We start from the raw sequence: 16827 nt of genomic DNA on the forward strand, positions 1-16827 counted from the left end.
CAGCGGCTGTATTTTTGTATGATCTGTTTTATTCATATAATCTAATGCCGGCGGCCCGGGTATCCTTTAAGCGCCTTGTGACCTTTATCCCGTCCATATATTCCAGCAGGGGCAGCGCGTACTTGCGGGTAGTCCCCAGCATATCCCTGAACTGGGCCACCGTAAGCTCGCTGTTCTCCGCAAAAAACTTCTGCAGAAGGTGACGGGCCTTCTCGACCCATTCCCTGGCCATATAGATTTCCTCGTTAATTTTTATTATATCTCCCCTGGAAACGAGCCAGTTTAATACCTCTTTCACGTCCTTAGCTTCCTCCGAAAAGGACGCCGTCAGCTCATTGAAGGTTGGGGGAGTCCATCCTTTTTCCCTAAACACCCGGAGCAACTTATCAATGATCTCCTCCTGCTTTTCGCTTACCTTTACGATAAACCCCTTCAGGTTAACGGTTTTGCCCCTGCTTTCCAGCAGTCCCTCGGTCACCCACCTGTCCAGCACGGCTTCAAAAACTTTCCCGTCCAGATTGAGGCGGCTTCGCAACTCCTCTTTTGCCATTCCTTCGCTCAGCGGGAACTTCCTGTGGTAGTTTTCAAGTATATCCCTTACTTCGGCACTCTTATCCTCGTAAAACCTTTTGTCAAACACCTCGTCTTCGGGCCCTACCCGTAGCACCAGGGCTTCTCCTCCAGCAGAAAGGCATTCGGCAGCGGCCCTGATCTTTTCAAGGCACCTACCCGTATACGGAACAAGACTCTTTAGGGGAATATGGGACCTGCCGAAAACCGACACAAATCCTAGGATATACTCGCTCAGATCCCCTTCTTCGGCTCTTCGCAGAGCGTCCAACACCCTATCCCTCATGCTGCGCTTGAATCTGGAAGGATTTACGAAGAGAATCTGTCCACCGCCTATGGTGGTTATGGGGGAATAGCTTCTCACCACGTAATAGTCCTTATATGAAACGGCCACGGGTTCTTCAAAATCCAGACTCACAAATGCCTCCTCACCCGGCAGGAGTTCATCCACATCGATTAGATTTACCCTGGCCATCACTTCTCCGGTGCCGGCATGAAACCTAACCCTGTCCCGGTTTTTGAGAGTCCTTGGCGCGTCCTTCAGGAGTCTGAATGAACCAAGGGCCCTGCTCACCGGAAGCATGGCCCCTGCCCGGGAGACCACGTCACCCCTGGATATATCTTCAGGCTTTACATCGCTGAGGTTTATCGCCGTCCTCTGACCCGCCTGGGCCGACTGCCTGCTTTCTCCGTGGATTTCGATGGACCTCACCTTGCATATTAGGCCTTTGGGGAAGATTTCTACATTTTCCCCAACGCTTACCGAGCCGCAGAGAAGACTTCCGGTCACAACGGTGCCTATACCCGGGAGGGAAAACACCCTGTCGATGGGGAGGCGAAAAGGCGAGTCCAGGTCCCTCTCAAAGGCTTCTTCCGTCATTCGGTCTATAATTTCAATCAGTTCTTTTATTCCTTCCCCGGTAACGGATGATACGGGTATGACCGGCGATTTTTCCAGAAAGGTGCCGTTTAGCTCTTCGCCGATATCCTCCTTTACCATCTCCAACCATTCTTCGTCTACCAGGTCTTTTTTGGTTATAACGACGATGCCCTTTTTTACGTTAAGCAGCTGGAGGATATTCAGATGTTCCCTTGTTTGGGGCATTATACCCTCGTCGGCGGCTACCACCAGCAGCACCAAATCTATACCGCCGGCCCCAGCCAGCATATTTTTTACGAATTTCTCATGCCCGGGTACATCGACTATGCCCACCCTGCGGCCGCTGGGGAGTAAAAGATAGGCAAAACCGAGGTCAATGGTGATGCCCCGTTCCTGTTCCTCTTTCAGCCTGTCGGTATTTATGCCTGTCAGGGCCTTTATCAGAGTGGTTTTCCCGTGATCTATATGACCTGCGGTACCTACGATTACGTTGCTCATAACACGCTCCCCACCATTTCTACAGCGGTCTTCAGGTCTTCCTCCGACATTGTCCTGACGTCCAGCAGGAATCTATCCTTCTTTACCCTGCCTATGACGGGAATCCGGGCCTTTCTCAACCTTTCGGCCAGCTCTTCCGGTCCCATTTCTCGAAGGCTCAGGGCTACGGCTTTCGTTGGGAGTTCCACGCCCGGGAGTGATCCTCCGCCTACCTGGGATACATCGTCTATAATTTCCACCGTTCCGCGTTCCCGGATCACTTTTTGGAGTCCCGCTGTAAGCTGCCGTGCATCCTTTTCCATGTCTTCCGGAGACTTTGAAAGCATTTTTATCACCGGAATCCTGTCCAGACTGTCGTCCCTATAAAGCCGAAGAACAGCTTCGAGGGCGCTCAGAGTGAGTTTATCTATGCGGAGGGCCCGGGTGAGAGGATGACGCTTGATGTTTTCGAGAAGCTCTTTCCTTCCCACTATTATACCCGCCTGAGGACCACCCAGCAGTTTGTCCCCGCTGAAAGTAACAATATCAGCCCCTGCCCGAATCGATTCCTGCACTGTGGGCTCCGGGGGAAGCCCAAATTTCCTTAGATCTACCAGGACTCCGCTGCCCAGATCTTCCATAACGGGTATGCCGTATTTTAACCCGAGGGACTTGAGCTGGCCAACTCCCACTTCCGCCCAGAATCCTACGAACCTGAAATTGCTGGTGTGAACTTTCAGTAACAGGGCGGTATCCTGGCTTATAGCCCTCTCGTAATCGCCGATATTAGTTTTGTTGGTGGTGCCCACCTCCACCAGCCTGGCACCGCTCTGGGCCATGACATCGGGTACCCTGAAGCTGCCGCCTATCTCCACCAGCTGGCCTCTGGAGATTATCACTTCCTTGCCGGAAGCCAGGGCCGAGAGTACCAGTAAAACCGCTCCGGCGTTGTTGTTGACAACAATGGCGTCTTCGGCACCGGTTATCTCGCATAAAAGTTCTCTTATGTGGGAGTAGCGCTCACCCCTGGAACCTTCTCTCATGTCGTATTCAAGATTGGAGTAACCCGAAGCCACATCCAGCAAATTTTTCAAAGCCTCTTCCGGAAGCGGTGCCCTACCGAGATTTGTATGCAGCACTACTCCGGTGGCGTTGATAACCTTTTTTAGATTATAGGACCGGTACTCGTCGACAAGCCTGATCGCCCGCTCCACCGCTGCTATTTTCAGGCCCTCTTCATCTACGGCATCGACAAAGCCCCTTTCCATGGACTCTTCCAGCGAGCGCCTGATTTCATCGATACTCTGCCTCACGGCATTTACCACGGCCCACTTGCCGTACTTTTCCATCAAATCTTTGACAGGGGTTTCACCCAGGAGATCACCAACCTTGGGCAGTTTTCTCAGAACCTGATTTTTCTCCAAAAAGGAAACCTCCTTAAAACTAATTTACCTTTACGAGATTTTTCAGTTCCTCAAATCTCTTTTCTCCTATTCCTGAGACGCTTTTAAGCTCCTCGACGGATTTAAAAGGCCCGTGCTGGTTCCTGTAATCGATGATCCTCTGAGCCAGAGCGGGACCGATTCCCGGCAGTTTGTCCAGTTCTTCAAGCCCGGCCGTGTTTATATTTATCCTCCCGTCCGTTATAGAACTTACTCCAGCATTCCCCCCGTTCGAACCGGCGTTGCCGGTAACGGGAGACTCTCCGATCTGGGGAACGTAAAGCTTGTCTTCATCCCGCAGCTTCCTGGCCAGATTGAGACTCGCCAGGTCAGCTTCGGAAAGACATCCTCCGGCGGCTTCTATGGCATCGATCACCCTCCGGCCTTCTTCCAGCACATAAACTCCTGGTCTTTCCACCGCTCCGGCCACGTGCACGACGATTTTTGCGGGCTGGGCCGAATCCTGTGCCGTATCCCCGGTGGGCTGAAAAACTGTCACCGCCGGCCCGTTCTCCAGCCTGAAGGCCACATCGGGGCTTTTCTCAAAAAGAGCGTAATAGCCGGACACGGCGGCTAAAATGCTCACCGCTGCCAGCAGTAAAAGGAGTATCTTTTCTCTTTTTGTAAATTCAGGCATACATTCCCTCTCCCCGTTGTCGGGTCCTGGGGCCTCTTTTGGTAAAGTCCCGCCGGCCCCACAACTTCTCGATCCACATCTATTTTATCTTAAATTCCAGAAAAAATAAACGGTCACGGGGACCGTTTATTTTACAACTATATTTACGAGTTTTTGGGGCACCGTTACCACTTTAACTACGTTTTTCCCTTCTAGAAGCGGTAAAACTCTGTCATGCCTTAAAGCGGCCTCTTTCATTTCCTCTTCGCTTATGCCGGCGGGCAACGTGATCTTCCCTCTCACCTTGCCGTTGACCTGTATGACCACTTCTACCACTTCTTCGGCCATAGCCTCTTCATCAGCCTCGGGCCAGGACATCAGGTGAATGCTTTGCTCGTGACCCAGCCGCTCCCAGAGCTCTTCGGCAATATGGGGCGCAAAGGGAGCCAGCATCACAAGCAGGTTTTCAAGAGCTTCTTTTATCACAGGCCCGGAAATCGATTCTTCTTTGCGGGAATTGAGGCCGTTTACCATCTCCATGATAGCGCTTATAGCGGTATTGAAGTTGAATCTCTCTTCGATGTCGTCGGTTACTTTTTTAATGGTCTTATGCACCAGGCGCCTTACTTCCCTGTCCAGCCTTTCGTCGGCGGTGGGGTCTTTTACCCTGGGCGCCAGCTCCTCCACAAGCCTCCACACCCTCTGGAGGAACCTGTAACATCCCTCGACTCCCTGGTCGCTCCACTCCAGGTCTTTTTCCGGCGGTGAGGCGAACAGGATGAAGAGCCTGGCCGTATCGGCGCCGTACTTTTCGACGATCTCTTCCGGACTGACTATGTTACCGAGGGATTTGGACATCTTGGCGCCTTCCTTCAGCACCATGCCCTGGGTCAGCAGGTTGGTAAAGGGCTCATCTACGTGAACAAGACCCGCATCCCTCATGACCTTGTTAAAGAACCGCGAGTACATCAGGTGAAGAATAGCGTGCTCCACGCCGCCTATATACTGGTCTACGGGCATCCAGTATTCCAGCTTTTCCCTGTCGAAGGGCTTATCGTCGTTTCTCGGATCGGTATACCTGTAGTAATACCAGGAGGAGCACATGAAGGTATCCATGGTGTCGGTCTCGCGCCGTGCGGGCCCGCCGCATATCGGGCAGGTGGTGTTCAAAAATTCCTCGCAATCAAGCAGCGGAGAAGTGCCCTTCGGATTGAATTCCACGTCGTCGGGCAGCATAACCGGCAGCTGGTCTTCAGGCACCGGCACAATGCCGCATTTTTGGCAGTAAACTATCGGAATTGGGGCGCCCCAGTAGCGCTGTCTCGATATGAGCCAGTCCCTGAGCTTATAATTTACCTTGATTTTCCCTATTCCCTTTTCTTCCATATACCTGCCTATGGCCTTAATGGCATCCATGCTGTTCATACCGTCAAACATACCGGAGTTTACGAGGATGCCCTCTTCCACGTAAGCCTGAGTTATATGTTCGGGACAAAGCGACTCTCCCGGCGGGTTTATTACCACCTTCAACGGCAGCCCGTACTTTCTTGCAAACTCAAAATCCCTCTGATCATGGGCCGGAACTCCCATCACGGCGCCGGTGCCGTAATCCAGGAGCACGTAATTTGCAATCCATATGGGAATCCTCTCGTTGTTCACGGGGTTTACGGCATAGGCCCCGATAAAGACGCCTTCTTTTTCCGTTTCCGTTGAAGTGCGCGTTATTTCGTTCAGTTTCTCCATTTTTTTCTGAAATTCCCTGACTTCATTCTCGTAAGGCGTGCCGGAAGCGAGTTCGTTGACCATGGGGTGTTCCGGTGCCAGAACCAAATAGGTTACCCCGTAAATCGTATCCGGCCTCGTAGTAAACACCGGAATTTTCTCTCCGGTTTTTTCCGCAGTAAAATAGACTTCTACCCCTTCGCTGCGCCCTATCCAGTTTTCCTGCATCACCTTTACCTTCTCGGGCCAGCCCGGCAGCTTTTTTAGATCCTCCAGGAGCTGGTCGGCGTATTCGGTTATTTTAAAAAACCACTGCTCCAGGTTTTTCTTGCCTATTTCGGCCCCGCAGCGCTCGCAGCGTCCATCGACCACCTGCTCGTTGGCCAGCACCGTGGCGCAGGACGGGCACCAGTTGACGAAGGATTTTTTGCGGTACGCCAGCCCTCTCTCGTACAGCTTTAAGAAAAACCACTGGGTCCACCTGTAATAACCGGGATGACATGTGGCGATTTCCCTGTCCCAGTCGTAACTTATACCAAGCTGTTTGAGCTGGTTCCTCATGTTGGTGATATTGTCCCATGTCCACTTGGCCGGGTGAATACCGTGCTTTATGGCCGCGTTTTCCGCAGGAAGGCCGAAAGCGTCCCAGCCCATTGGATGAAGCACGTTGTACCCCTTCATCCTCTTGAAACGGGCCACCACGTCGCCTATGGAATAATTCCTAACGTGGCCCATGTGTAGTTTCCCTGAAGGATATGGGAACATCTCAAGGCAGTAGTACTTAGGCTTTTTGTCGTCTTCATCGACCTTATAAAGCTTCTGTTCTTCCCACCTTTTCTGCCATTTGGGTTCTATCGTCTTGAAATCGTAATGAGTCACGCCCAATGCCTCCTTTCAACTAGATTAGAAAAATTAAAGGCCTCTCGTCGGTTTAGGGACGAGAAGCCTCTTTCTCGCGGTACCACCCTAATTGGCAGAATGCCCGCTTTTCGCATTTTAACGCCTGCCGGCAAGGTTACCAAGGCGAGTTCGAGGTTTCGTCCTCCGGATTCCCACCAAACCTCCGGTCTCTGAAAGGACTGACACCCCTACTACTCCTTGACGCCCTCTATGAATTTACTGTTTATTATACGCAAAATCCATATCACTGTCAATATCCACCTTTACGGCGTCGGCCCAGAGCCTTTCAAGGTCGTAATACTCTCTTCCCGCTTCATCGAAAATGTGCACGATCACATCGGCGAAGTCGAGCAAAACCCACCTGGCTTCCTCGTAACCTTCTTTGCCTATTATTTTGCATCCGTTTTCAGAGAGCTTTTCTTCCACTTCATCGGCCAGAGCCCTGACGTGAATTGAAGATCTTCCCGTGGCTATTACAAAGTAATCGGCAAAAATAGAAATCGAACTAATATCGAGCACCACCAAGTCTTCAGCCTTTTTATCGGAAAGAATTTTTGCTGCAATTAAAGCCACATTCCTGGGGTTTTTTATCATCCATTTCCCCTCCATTAATCACCTTGGGCATCCTTACCCACAATTATTGTGGTGAGATTTTCTTCCGGGGATTCCTCCTCCTTCATCCGGGCGTTGGCGAAAACTTTTGCGATTTTTTCTGCATCCTCGCGCTTTTCCCTGGGGTATATAATTGTAGTGGTATCGTAATCGAAGCTGTCAGCGTTGGCCACCCTGACTACGGTAAATCCCATTTCTTCCAGCTTTTGCGCCACTTTTCGGGCGATGCCCGCATAACCGCTGCCGTTCAACACCGCCACCTTTACATTCGCGTTTTCGCCGTGAAACACCTCTTTTACGACTTTGGCCATCTCGGATTTATAGGGTATGAAATAGCTGACGCCGCCTATATATTGGCCCTCACCCGGAAGGATGTACATCTTAACGTTGTCATACTGTATCTGCCGGGCTATATTGGCCAGTTTCATCATCTGGATAGGTTCTATATCGGTACTGACGCTTTCCTGGACTGCCTGCACTATCTGCGGGAGTCTCAGCAGCGTGGAAGGCTTCAGGAGGGTCTTAAGAGCCGCCTCCATAAACTTTTGCTGGGCCTTCACCCTACCCAGATCACCTTCAGGATACTGGCGAAATCTAACAAACTGCTCGGCCTTTTCGCCGTCCAGCACCTGAAGGCCCGGCTGCAGGTCTATATGAAGCCCGCCGGCGTTGTCGTGGTATTCCCTCCTCTTTTCTATGTTTATCTCGATGCCGCCCATGGCGTCGACTATCTTGCGAAATCCACTGTAATTAACGGTTACATAATGGTGTATTGGAACACCGAGAAAATTCTTTACGGTCTTGACGGCAAGCTCCGGCCCTCCGTAAGCCGTGGCGGCGTTTATTTTCTGATAACCAACTCCCGGAATCCTGACCCTGGTGTCTCTGGGAATCGAAAGCACGTTAACCTTTTTCTCCTTGGGGTCTACGCTGAAGACCATCATCGTGTCAGACCTGTGGCGGTTGTGCTCTTCATCGGCACCTATAGTGCCGGCATCCAGTCCCAGCACCAAAATGTTCAGCCGCCCTTCCAGATACTCGTCAGTTCCGGAACTATCTCGCGGTGAAATGTCGCTGCCGTTATTCAGGCTGCGCAGGGTAAAATAAAAACCGCTTCCAAAAGCCAAGACCACGAAAAGTATGGCAAAAACCGCATATTTAATTACTCTTCTCATCGACCTCTCCCCTTTTCCCCCTCTGCAGGAGAAGATGATTTCTCGCGTCGACCGTCCTCGGATGCAGTAACCCTCTTTTACCCAGCACGTACCTGATGGTCGAATCGAAGGCCATGATCACAGCCTCGTCCAGATCCTCAAAGGACGCCTTGCGCAGTTTTTCAACACCGGGAAAATCCCTGCCCGGCTCTATATAATCCGCCAGGAAAATTACCTTGTCCAGCGCGCTCATCTTTATGTCTCCCGTGGTGTGAATGCTTACGGCCTTCAGTATCTCCGGGTCCTCCACGCTGTATTTTTTTCTCGCCAGCGCCGCCCCCAGCGGGCCGTGAATCAGTGCTGTCTCTACCCTGGAAATTTCATCTAAAAGTATACCAAACTCCAGGGCTAAATTCAACTGCCGGGCTACCGGGATGTCCTTGGCGCAGTCATGGATCAGGCCGGCAAGCTCGGCTTTTTGCTCATCTACCCCGTACCTTCTCGCGAGGGCGACCGCCGTCTCCATCACCCCCAGAGAATGAAGAAACCTCTTGTGCGTCATGTTTTTCTTCAAATCTTCCAGTATTAATCTTTTAGAAATCACGCGGGATCACCTGTAAAGGCCGTTTTTTATAATATACGCTTCCACGCTCTCGGGAATGAGGTATTTAATTGAAAGCCCTTCCCTGATGCGCCTTCTTATTTCCGTCGACGATATGGCCATTGCCGTCACTTCGAGAAGATAAACATCCTTGCCGTAAAGCTCCTTTATTTCCGCCAGTTTCTTTTTAAGCCGGTCTACCGGATACCCGGGCCTTGTGGCAGCGATAAAGTTACAGTAGCTGAGCACATCCTTTACATCCTTCCACGTCAGGATGTCCAGCACCGCGTCCGCACCCGAAATAAAAAATAAGGAAGTGTCCCGGCCGTAAATGTCGGCAAACTGGCGCAGTGTGTCCACCGTATAGGTGTAGCCCGATCTTTCTATTTCAATCCTCGAAACTTCAAAATGCGGGTTGCTGTTTGTTGCAAGGGCGGTCATCAGATACCTGTGCTCGACGTCGCTAACTTTATAGTCCTTTTTATGGGGAGGATTTCCCGCGGGGACGAAGACCACCCTGTCCAATTTAAAGTTAATCCTGGCCTCCTCCGCTGTTATCAGGTGGCCGAAATGAATAGGATCGAAAGTTCCCCCCATTATCCCCACCCTGTTCAGCTTCTCCAATATTTCTCCCCTCCACCCTTTAATGGTTTGATTATACCATTTGACGGTGTTGTTTTTCAATTATTCGGTATAGTAAAACTCCGCATCGCCGATCCTTACCGTATCCCCTTCTTTGATTCCCTTTTCTTTGAGAAGTTCGTCGACGCCGAGACGCTTGAAAGCCCGCTGCAGCCTATTCACCGCCGATTCATTATCTAGGTCGGTCATCGCCACCAGGCGCTCCACGACCTTCCCCTTTACCTGGAAAACTTCACCGACCCGCTCAACCCTGATTTCATCCTCATCCTTAACGGTATATTTTTTCACCCCGACTGTTTCGGGCAAGGCGTCCCCTATTCTGTCCAGATACTGGATTATCCTGTATATCAAATCCTTCACGCCCTCCCCTGTGGCCCCCGATATAGGGACCACTTCATAGCCCTGAGATTCCAGGTGGGATTTGATCCTATCCAGGTTTTCCCTGGCCTGTGGAAGGTCCATCTTATTGGCCGCCACAATCTGGGGTTTTTGAGCGAGCTTCCCGCTGAAGGCCTCCAGCTCCTTGTTTATAGTATAAAATCCCTCTACCGGATCGTTCTCCAGGCCTGCCGCATCTATTATGTGAACAAGCACCTTGGTTCTCTCCACATGCCTTAGAAATTCATGCCCCAGCCCCAATCCTTCGTGGGCCCCCTCTATAAGACCGGGTATATCGGCCACCACGAAGCTCCTGCCTGTAGGACCCGTATCCACGACCCCAAGGTTAGGCGTGATGGTGGTAAAGGGGTAGTCGGCTATTTTGGGCCTCGCCGCCGTCATCCGGGAAAGAAGGGTGGACTTACCCACGTTCGGAAAACCTATGAGGCCCACATCAGCCAGTAGCTTTAGTTCCAGCAGTATCCAGCGTTCCTCTCCCGGTTCTCCCTTCTCGGCAAAATCGGGAGCCTGGTTTACCGCCGAAGCGAAGCGCGCATTCCCCCTGCCTCCCCTTCCTCCCCTGGCCGCAATGAAGGTCTGTCCGGGTTCAACCAGGTCTGCCAGTATTTCCCCGGTTCCAGCATCCTTTACCACTGTTCCGGGAGGCACTTTTATAACCAGGTCCTCGCCGCTCTTACCTATTTTATTGGAGCCCTGGCCATTCTGCCCGCGTTGGGCTTTGTAGTGCACCCTGTATTTGAAATCCTGCAGGGTGGAAAGATTGGGGTCGACCATGAGCACCACATCTCCGCCCTTGCCGCCGTCACCCCCGCTCGGACCACCCCGGGGCACGTATTTTTCTCTTCTAAAGGCAACAACGCCGTTGCCTCCGTCGCCTGCTTTAACGTATATTTTAGCCCTGTCCACAAACATACTCCATCACCTTTTTTTTAAGGATTCCCTTTTAAGTTAAATTATATCAATTTCATGCGGTTTAAATAATGATAGTCCTGCCTTCAAGGGCATTTGAAGATATTTTCACCTTATCCGGCTCCGTATAGCTTATATTCAAATCCCGCTCTCCGGGAACGCTCTTCAGTTCCGCCATAAGGGCCCGAACCTGTTCTCTCAATGATTTGATGGTACTTTGACTTATTTTTTCCGGGTTAAAATCGTCGGGTATATCGAGGAATATACTGATTCCCTCCTGTCTTGCGGAGAGGATGATGTCAGAAACCTCACTTATAATCCGCGGATTTTCCAGCCTGCATATGGTGGAAAACACCTCATTTTCCCTTTTTATAGTATTTATGTACTCCAGCGCTTTTTCAGATTTACCCAGCTGAATCATGGTGTAGATAATCTGCAGGTGGTTGTTGAAGTCGTGCCGCTGAAGTCTCCAGCAGAGGAAGATGCTGTCCCAGTCCTCTTTCGCCACGATTTCAGACGAACCGCGTACAAGGAAAACAGCCCCTAAAAAAAGCGCCACGCAAAGGACCGCTGATAAAATGCCTATCCCCGCGTTATATCCTTCTCTAATCAGAATCCCCGATAGAAAAAGGCACACAGCCAGCTGGCCGCCGGCGGTCAAACATATCAACCAGCGCCCTCTCAATGCCATCATACCTTTCCCTATATTTGACACCATTAATATTCTCCACCAGCGCCTGATTTCCTTCATCAGTAAAAAAGCTCCTCGCTTATCCGAGGAGCTGCATTTCGGGGTAAACGCTTACTAATTTTTTATCCTTACCCTTCTGCTCGAACTTTACAAAACCGTCGATCTTGGCAAAAAGGGTATGATCCACTCCCATTCCTACGTTCTTTCCCGGGTAGATCCTGGTGCCCCTCTGGCGCACGAGGATGCTTCCGGCGCTTACAAACTGACCGTCAAACCTCTTGACTCCGAGACGCTTCGATTCGCTGTCCCTGCCGTTCCTGGTGCTGCCTACTCCTTTTTTGTGGGCAAAAAGCTGAAGATTCACCTCAAACACCTCCTCTTTTCGTTTCGACTTTTATATGCGACGGGTAAGTCCTCGCGATATCTTTCAGACCTAAAACTATGGTATCAATTATGATACCGGCCTTGGATAGTTTTTCTTCGCTATCATCTTGGGGAACTGTTAAATGAAAATACCCTTCCCTCTTTACCAGTGAAGCATTTACCCCGGCAACTTCTTCAATGCCGATAACCGCGGTCTCGGCCAAGGCCGAAACCGCCGCGCATACTATATCCTTGCCGTATTCGGCATATCCCGCATGTCCTCTGATCAAAAGTTCCCGTATTTTTCCGCGGGCATCCAGGACAACGGTAACCTTTATCATGACAGCGCGATATTTTCAATTCTTATCTCAGTATAGGGCTGGCGGTGTCCCCTCTTCCTGCGGTAGTTCTTCTTGGGCTTGTACTTAAAAACGATGATTTTCTTGCCCTTGCCGTGCTTCAGTACCGTTGCGGTAACCTTCGCATTTTCCAGCACCGGCTGTCCAACCAGCAACTTGTCGCCATTGGATACGGCCAGCACCCGATCGAGCTCGATCGTCTCACCTTCGGCAGCGTTCAATTTCTCGACGCGAATCACATCGCCTTGAGAAACCCTATACTGTTTTCCGCCGGTCTCTATCACAGCATACATCTCTATCATCCTCCTTACGTCTCGCCGGAATCCAGGTAATAATTTTTAAACCCGTCCCGTGCGGTGGCCGGCGCAAAACCACGTAGTTTATTTTAGCACAAACTCCGGGGCTCTGTCAACTTTCTTAAAGCCTCGGCAGCCGGTCCGGAAGAATATTCAACCGGCGGAACACCTTTTGATATGGCTTTTACGACTTCTTCGTCAAACGGGATCTTGCCTATGACCTCGATGCCTTTATCAATACAGTATTGTTCGATCTCCTCACTTTTCTCTTCTTCAAGGTCGAATTTGTTGGCCCACATTCCCCGTTATAAGGGCGGAAATCCCATTATCTATTATGAACTGGGCCACCTGGACGCCCGTGCCGTGGGCGCCGCTCATACACTCATTTTCCACTGCTTCAAATTCTTTTGTTTCGGGGTCAATAAAAATAAAATACTTGCAGCGCCCGAATCTCTCATCCAAAATGGAATCCAAATCACTACCCGTAGAAGTAACCGCAACTTTCATTTCCAATCCCCTTCTAGATTTGTTTTTAGAAAAGAATTCGATATTCTCTTGATAATATGGTATAATATTTTCATATCATAATACTGATAACCTGTTTAACTTTAAAGGTCTGGCAGGGGAGGGCGGCTACCCGCCCCTGCCGGTAAGTCCATTTCCTATTCCCGGCCTTTTTCTTCATCAAGGCCTTCTTTTTTTGACTTTCTGAGCTGTTCCAGTCTCTCTTCTATTACTTTTAGCTGTTCCTTTAACAGCCTGGCCTCCTGGGCGAGGATTTTCGCCTCATACTTTCGTTCATTCTCGGTGGCAGGCTCCGCATCATCGGGATAAAGCGTTGCAGGATCATAATGATAGGAACCTACTGCCCAGAAAGGCAGCCCCGTGGCATAGTAACGCCACCTCCATCCGTGACCGAACCCGAAGGCACCCAGCCCTGGTCCGAAAGTCCTGCGCCAGAACCTCCTTCCCACGGGGTTCATGAAGCCCGGCACGGGAAAGCCTGCGCAGAAGCCTGCAGCTCTACCGGTCATGAGGCCAAACCCCAGGGGGCCCGTTCCATCAACTCTCGGCATATTTTCACCTCCTTTCGGTAAAATTAACCCCGCTGCTTTCAATGGCTGAAATAATGGCCCGGCGCTGACGTGTCCATCGAAACCCTTTCATATTCATATTTTCGGCAGCAGTTGATTTCATCGCAATCTTCCACCACCTTGGGGCTAATCCAAACAATCTAACGGTCCTCTTCGCCTCTGGCCATGACACCATCCCCTGTGATTTCCTGTTGGGACCCATTCCCTACTGTGACATTCCGGGCATTCGGCGTCCTGGATATTATTTTTTTGGGTTTCTTCCCAAACATGGCCGCACTTTAAACATTTTACATGCCGCGAAAATTGAAAATTTCCCCCTTCGATTCTAATTGCTTTACCCTTTACCAGCGCATCAGCTACTTTGCTGCGGGCCGAGTTTATTATCCTGAAAAATGTGGGCCGGGAGATGCCCATTTTATCGGCACATTCTTCCTGCTCCAGACCCTCCAGATCCTTCAATCGAACGGCCTCTAGCTCTTCCACCGTCAGTACAACTTCTTCCAGTTGTCTAAGCGGCACTCCCGCAGGCTTAAAATATGTTACATCGGGCAAAAACTCCACTCTACGCCATTTCGGTGGTCTCGGCACCCTTTCTCTCCCCTCTCGTTATGGTCATTTGTTCATAATTCTGTTATTTATTATTTTATACATATTATGAACATATGTCAATAAAAATATGTGCACTTTCAGTAGAAAACCAGAGTTTCGTTTACCCTACTTTTTAAAGTAAAAAATACATTGCAAAGGGTGGGTATCCCCGGGGTCTTATGGATATGTAGCAACAAAAACCCCAAAAATAGGGAACCCACCCAATGACATTATGCCAAAAATTTAAAGTATTTTGCTGCTTTATCATCCTGCAAGTGATTCTATGCTCTTAGTTATTGGTTTCCAATTACGCTTCCTTGCTTTTTGACATTTCTTCTGGGATAACCTACACAGAAATAAAAAGCTATTTAACGAAACTATGGTACATTACACTCAACTACAGTTTGCTAAGCTTATCATTTCAGGCCTAGGGCTTTTCTCTTTCTTAAAATGTGGGATTCAATTTTATCGGCTGCTTCTTTCGGGTCATCCCCAAGGGCTACCTTACCGCCGGTAAGTTCCTCCAGATCCTCCGTAAGCAGTTTTACAAGCCTTTCGGCTCCCGATATAAACGGCACCGGGGAAATGTGGGTAAGAGCACCGTATGCCAGCGCAAAAACCCCATCGATAGTGGCTTTCTGCTCCATCCACTCGGGAGCAGTAATCGCAATGGGAAGGTCGGGTATATCCAGGTCCATATGGTCCGCCAGGGCGGTCACCAGCATCGATATTCTTCCCGTATCGGTACAGGTGCCGAAGCTCAGGACCGGAGGTATATTAAGTGACCTGCACACTTCTTTTAGGCCGTCTCCGGCCATCTCAACGGCATCCATGTTGCAAAGGCCTGCTACTTCCAGGCCGTGGTTGCCGCATCCAGCGCTTACTACCAGGATATCCTTTCTGATAAGTTCCTTCGTTAAGTTGACCGTCATCCAGTCCTGCGGGCCATTTCTCAGAGTAGAGCAGCTCGCCAGAGCCACAATGCCCTTTATCTTCCCGTCGGCTATCACCCGGACCAATGAATCCAGAATGTTTCCAAGCGCTTCCAGAACAGCCTCAGTGGAAAAACCGGCAATCGCCTTCGTTTTAATAAGCGGAACCTTCGGCGTTACTTTGCCCCTTCTCTTTTTGAAGTTCTCTATACCGAGCTCGATTAATTTGTCGGCGATGAAGCTCGCCTCGGGCGGCTTGTAGTCGAAAATGTAATGTAAATCCGGCAGCCGCACAATATCATTGATACTGACCAGAGTCACCTGATACTTATCGGCATAAGGTCCCAGAGCCGGAGGAGAGCAGTTTTCTTCCATCGCAAACACATCGACGGTCCCGGTGGCTAAAAGCGGTTCTATAGCGAGCCAGTTTCCGGTTAATCCTACAAAGACATCATCTATGTTAAATCTCTGTATAAGCTCCTGCCCTGTTTCGATACAACCCACAACCCGCAGCCCTTTGGCACCTGCGGCTTTTGCCTTTTGCTGGACCTCCGGAGTCCTGGCTTTTAAAAGGGTTGCCACACCGACCCAAGGCTGGTGGCCGTTAAATACGATATTTACGTAGTCCGGATCCATAATGCCGAGATCCACATCGACCTCGTGGGGTTTCGGTGTCCCGTACAATATGTCCTGGACCATTTCAAGGCCTATTTGGGCGGTGTAAATTGTCGCAAGCCCGAGTCTCAGAGCTTTCTTTGCCAGTGAAATGTAATCGCCGTCCACGTTGGTAAGGCAGCTTGCAACGGCATCCCTTATTTCGCTGGTCACCCCTGTCGGGTAAATGCCCAGTTTTCTCCAGACTTCCTTCCTTTTCATTGGAGCAAAGGTTTCTACCATAACGCTGGGATTTTCATCATCTCTGTCCATCTCCGCCTGCAAAAAATCAGCCAGTTGAACAGCCAGGTTATTGACATCCTGATTGGTGTTTATGCCTACTTTTTCACACATCCACTTTAACTTATTGACATCGGTGAAGGTAAAAGGCGTTTTCCCCTCTCCTGTAGCTTTGAAGGTTTTGTATGCCTGATAGGCATGATGGCTGTAAGTGGCGGCTCCCATGGCATTTTGAAGCAAAAACTTCCTTATGGCCATGGCATCGGCATCAATGCCGCAGACGCCGCGGGTCATCCTGATTTTGTCGTTGATGCGGCAGGGCCCCTGAGAACACAGTTGACAGCTCAGTCCCTGAAGGCAGAATTTACACCTGGCCTTTTCCTGCACAGCCCAGCGGTCGAAGACATTTGTAAGGCCGTCTTCCCTAATCCGCTTTAACATTTCTTCAACCGAATCGTGGTAGCTTACGCGCCCTTCGGATTTTTCCATGACGGTTTCAACCATGGGCTAACCTCCTTAATTCCAGATATGCTATATCAAGTATGTTCATAAATTTCGGTTTATATGCGAAAGGCACCGGATAATTGTTTTCGTAAATATCGTTTAAAAACAGTGCAGGGCTAGGGGGTAGAACCCATGACGGAAAGAAGGACTGCGCCCGCTACATATCGAATATATATACACTT

General features: G+C 50.2%; 18 protein-coding genes and 1 pseudogene. 1 reads left to right on the forward strand and 18 read right to left on the reverse strand.

The annotated features are described in order from the left end of the window. Nucleotides 1–28: 28 nt before the first annotated feature. From selB to LZ11_RS02855, 17 genes are all read right to left on the reverse strand, one after another. On the reverse strand, nt 29–1948 hold the full coding sequence (gene selB, locus LZ11_RS02775) for a selenocysteine-specific translation elongation factor (RefSeq protein ID WP_148866386.1): 1920 nt from the start codon (nt 1946–1948) through the stop codon (nt 29–31). Further along, a complete protein-coding gene (gene selA, locus LZ11_RS02780; RefSeq protein ID WP_148866387.1) occupies nt 1945–3351 on the reverse strand; it encodes an L-seryl-tRNA(Sec) selenium transferase in 1407 nt (468 codons plus the stop codon). Before selA ends, selB begins: the two co-directional genes overlap by 4 nt. 19 nt (nt 3352–3370) lie before the next feature. Continuing rightward, nucleotides 3371–4006, reverse strand: coding sequence for a helix-hairpin-helix domain-containing protein (locus tag LZ11_RS02785; RefSeq protein ID WP_148866388.1), 636 nt, complete (start codon nt 4004–4006; stop codon nt 3371–3373). Nucleotides 4007–4132: 126 nt separating this feature from the next. Beyond that, nucleotides 4133–6586 (reverse strand): leucine--tRNA ligase, encoded by a 2454-nt coding sequence (gene leuS / locus LZ11_RS02790; protein ID WP_148866389.1) that lies wholly within the window; start codon nt 6584–6586, stop codon nt 4133–4135. Between the two features lie 237 nt (nt 6587–6823). Then, entirely contained in the window at nt 6824–7201 is a 378-nt protein-coding gene (gene rsfS / locus LZ11_RS02795; RefSeq protein ID WP_148866390.1) for a ribosome silencing factor, read from the reverse strand. A gap of 14 nt (nt 7202–7215) precedes the next feature. After that, entirely contained in the window at nt 7216–8394 is a 1179-nt protein-coding gene (locus tag LZ11_RS02800; protein ID WP_148866391.1) for an LCP family protein, read from the reverse strand. Further along, a complete protein-coding gene (gene yqeK, locus LZ11_RS02805) occupies nt 8378–8977 on the reverse strand; it encodes a bis(5'-nucleosyl)-tetraphosphatase (symmetrical) YqeK (RefSeq protein WP_222927166.1) in 600 nt (199 codons plus the stop codon). Before yqeK ends, LZ11_RS02800 begins: the two co-directional genes overlap by 17 nt. Nucleotides 8978–8983: 6 nt before the next feature. Next, nucleotides 8984–9598, reverse strand: a complete 615-nt coding sequence (gene nadD / locus LZ11_RS02810) for a nicotinate-nucleotide adenylyltransferase (RefSeq protein WP_148866392.1) — start codon at nt 9596–9598, stop codon at nt 8984–8986. A gap of 60 nt (nt 9599–9658) precedes the next feature. Further along, on the reverse strand, nt 9659–10927 hold the full coding sequence (gene obgE / locus LZ11_RS02815; protein WP_148866393.1) for a GTPase ObgE: 1269 nt from the start codon (nt 10925–10927) through the stop codon (nt 9659–9661). A gap of 61 nt (nt 10928–10988) precedes the next feature. Next, nucleotides 10989–11675 (reverse strand): Spo0B domain-containing protein, encoded by a 687-nt coding sequence (locus LZ11_RS02820; protein WP_148866394.1) that lies wholly within the window; start codon nt 11673–11675, stop codon nt 10989–10991. 19 nt (nt 11676–11694) lie between these two features. Next, nucleotides 11695–11988: a 50S ribosomal protein L27 gene (rpmA, locus tag LZ11_RS02825; RefSeq protein WP_148866395.1), complete on the reverse strand. Its 294-nt coding sequence runs from the start codon at nt 11986–11988 to the stop codon at nt 11695–11697. Continuing rightward, complete coding sequence (locus LZ11_RS02830; protein WP_148866396.1) at nt 11981–12319, reverse strand: ribosomal-processing cysteine protease Prp; 339 nt, start codon at nt 12317–12319, stop codon at nt 11981–11983. The genes rpmA and LZ11_RS02830 overlap by 8 nt, the downstream gene beginning before the upstream one ends. Then, a complete protein-coding gene (gene rplU / locus LZ11_RS02835) occupies nt 12316–12630 on the reverse strand; it encodes a 50S ribosomal protein L21 (RefSeq protein WP_148866397.1) in 315 nt (104 codons plus the stop codon). The genes LZ11_RS02830 and rplU overlap by 4 nt, the downstream gene beginning before the upstream one ends. 92 nt (nt 12631–12722) lie before the next feature. After that, nucleotides 12723–12932 carry a hypothetical protein gene (locus LZ11_RS02840; RefSeq protein ID WP_148866398.1) on the reverse strand — a complete coding sequence of 70 codons (210 nt, stop codon included), beginning with the start codon at nt 12930–12932 and terminating at the stop codon, nt 12723–12725. Continuing rightward, nucleotides 12907–13140 (reverse strand): NifB/NifX family molybdenum-iron cluster-binding protein, encoded by a 234-nt coding sequence (locus LZ11_RS02845; protein ID WP_148866399.1) that lies wholly within the window; start codon nt 13138–13140, stop codon nt 12907–12909. The genes LZ11_RS02840 and LZ11_RS02845 overlap by 26 nt, the downstream gene beginning before the upstream one ends. Before the next feature lie 155 nt (nt 13141–13295). Next, nucleotides 13296–13709: a DUF5320 domain-containing protein gene (locus LZ11_RS02850; protein ID WP_148866400.1), complete on the reverse strand. Its 414-nt coding sequence runs from the start codon at nt 13707–13709 to the stop codon at nt 13296–13298. A 144-nt stretch (nt 13710–13853) separates the two neighbouring features. Beyond that, nucleotides 13854–14315, reverse strand: coding sequence for a DUF134 domain-containing protein (locus tag LZ11_RS02855; RefSeq protein ID WP_148866401.1), 462 nt, complete (start codon nt 14313–14315; stop codon nt 13854–13856). A 262-nt stretch (nt 14316–14577) separates the two neighbouring features. Here LZ11_RS02855 and LZ11_RS13135 point away from each other — a divergent pair. Then, nucleotides 14578–14709: pseudogene (locus tag LZ11_RS13135) on the forward strand (integrase core domain-containing protein); the annotation flags it as partial. Between the two features lie 22 nt (nt 14710–14731). On the opposite strand, the gene cooS reads toward LZ11_RS13135, so the two are convergent. After that, a complete protein-coding gene (gene cooS / locus LZ11_RS02865) occupies nt 14732–16645 on the reverse strand; it encodes an anaerobic carbon-monoxide dehydrogenase catalytic subunit (protein WP_148866402.1) in 1914 nt (637 codons plus the stop codon). Nucleotides 16646–16827: the final 182 nt, after the last annotated feature.

It is taken from the genome of Thermosediminibacter litoriperuensis, assembly GCF_008124715.1.
Lineage (GTDB): Bacteria > Bacillota > Thermosediminibacteria > Thermosediminibacterales > Thermosediminibacteraceae > Thermosediminibacter > Thermosediminibacter litoriperuensis.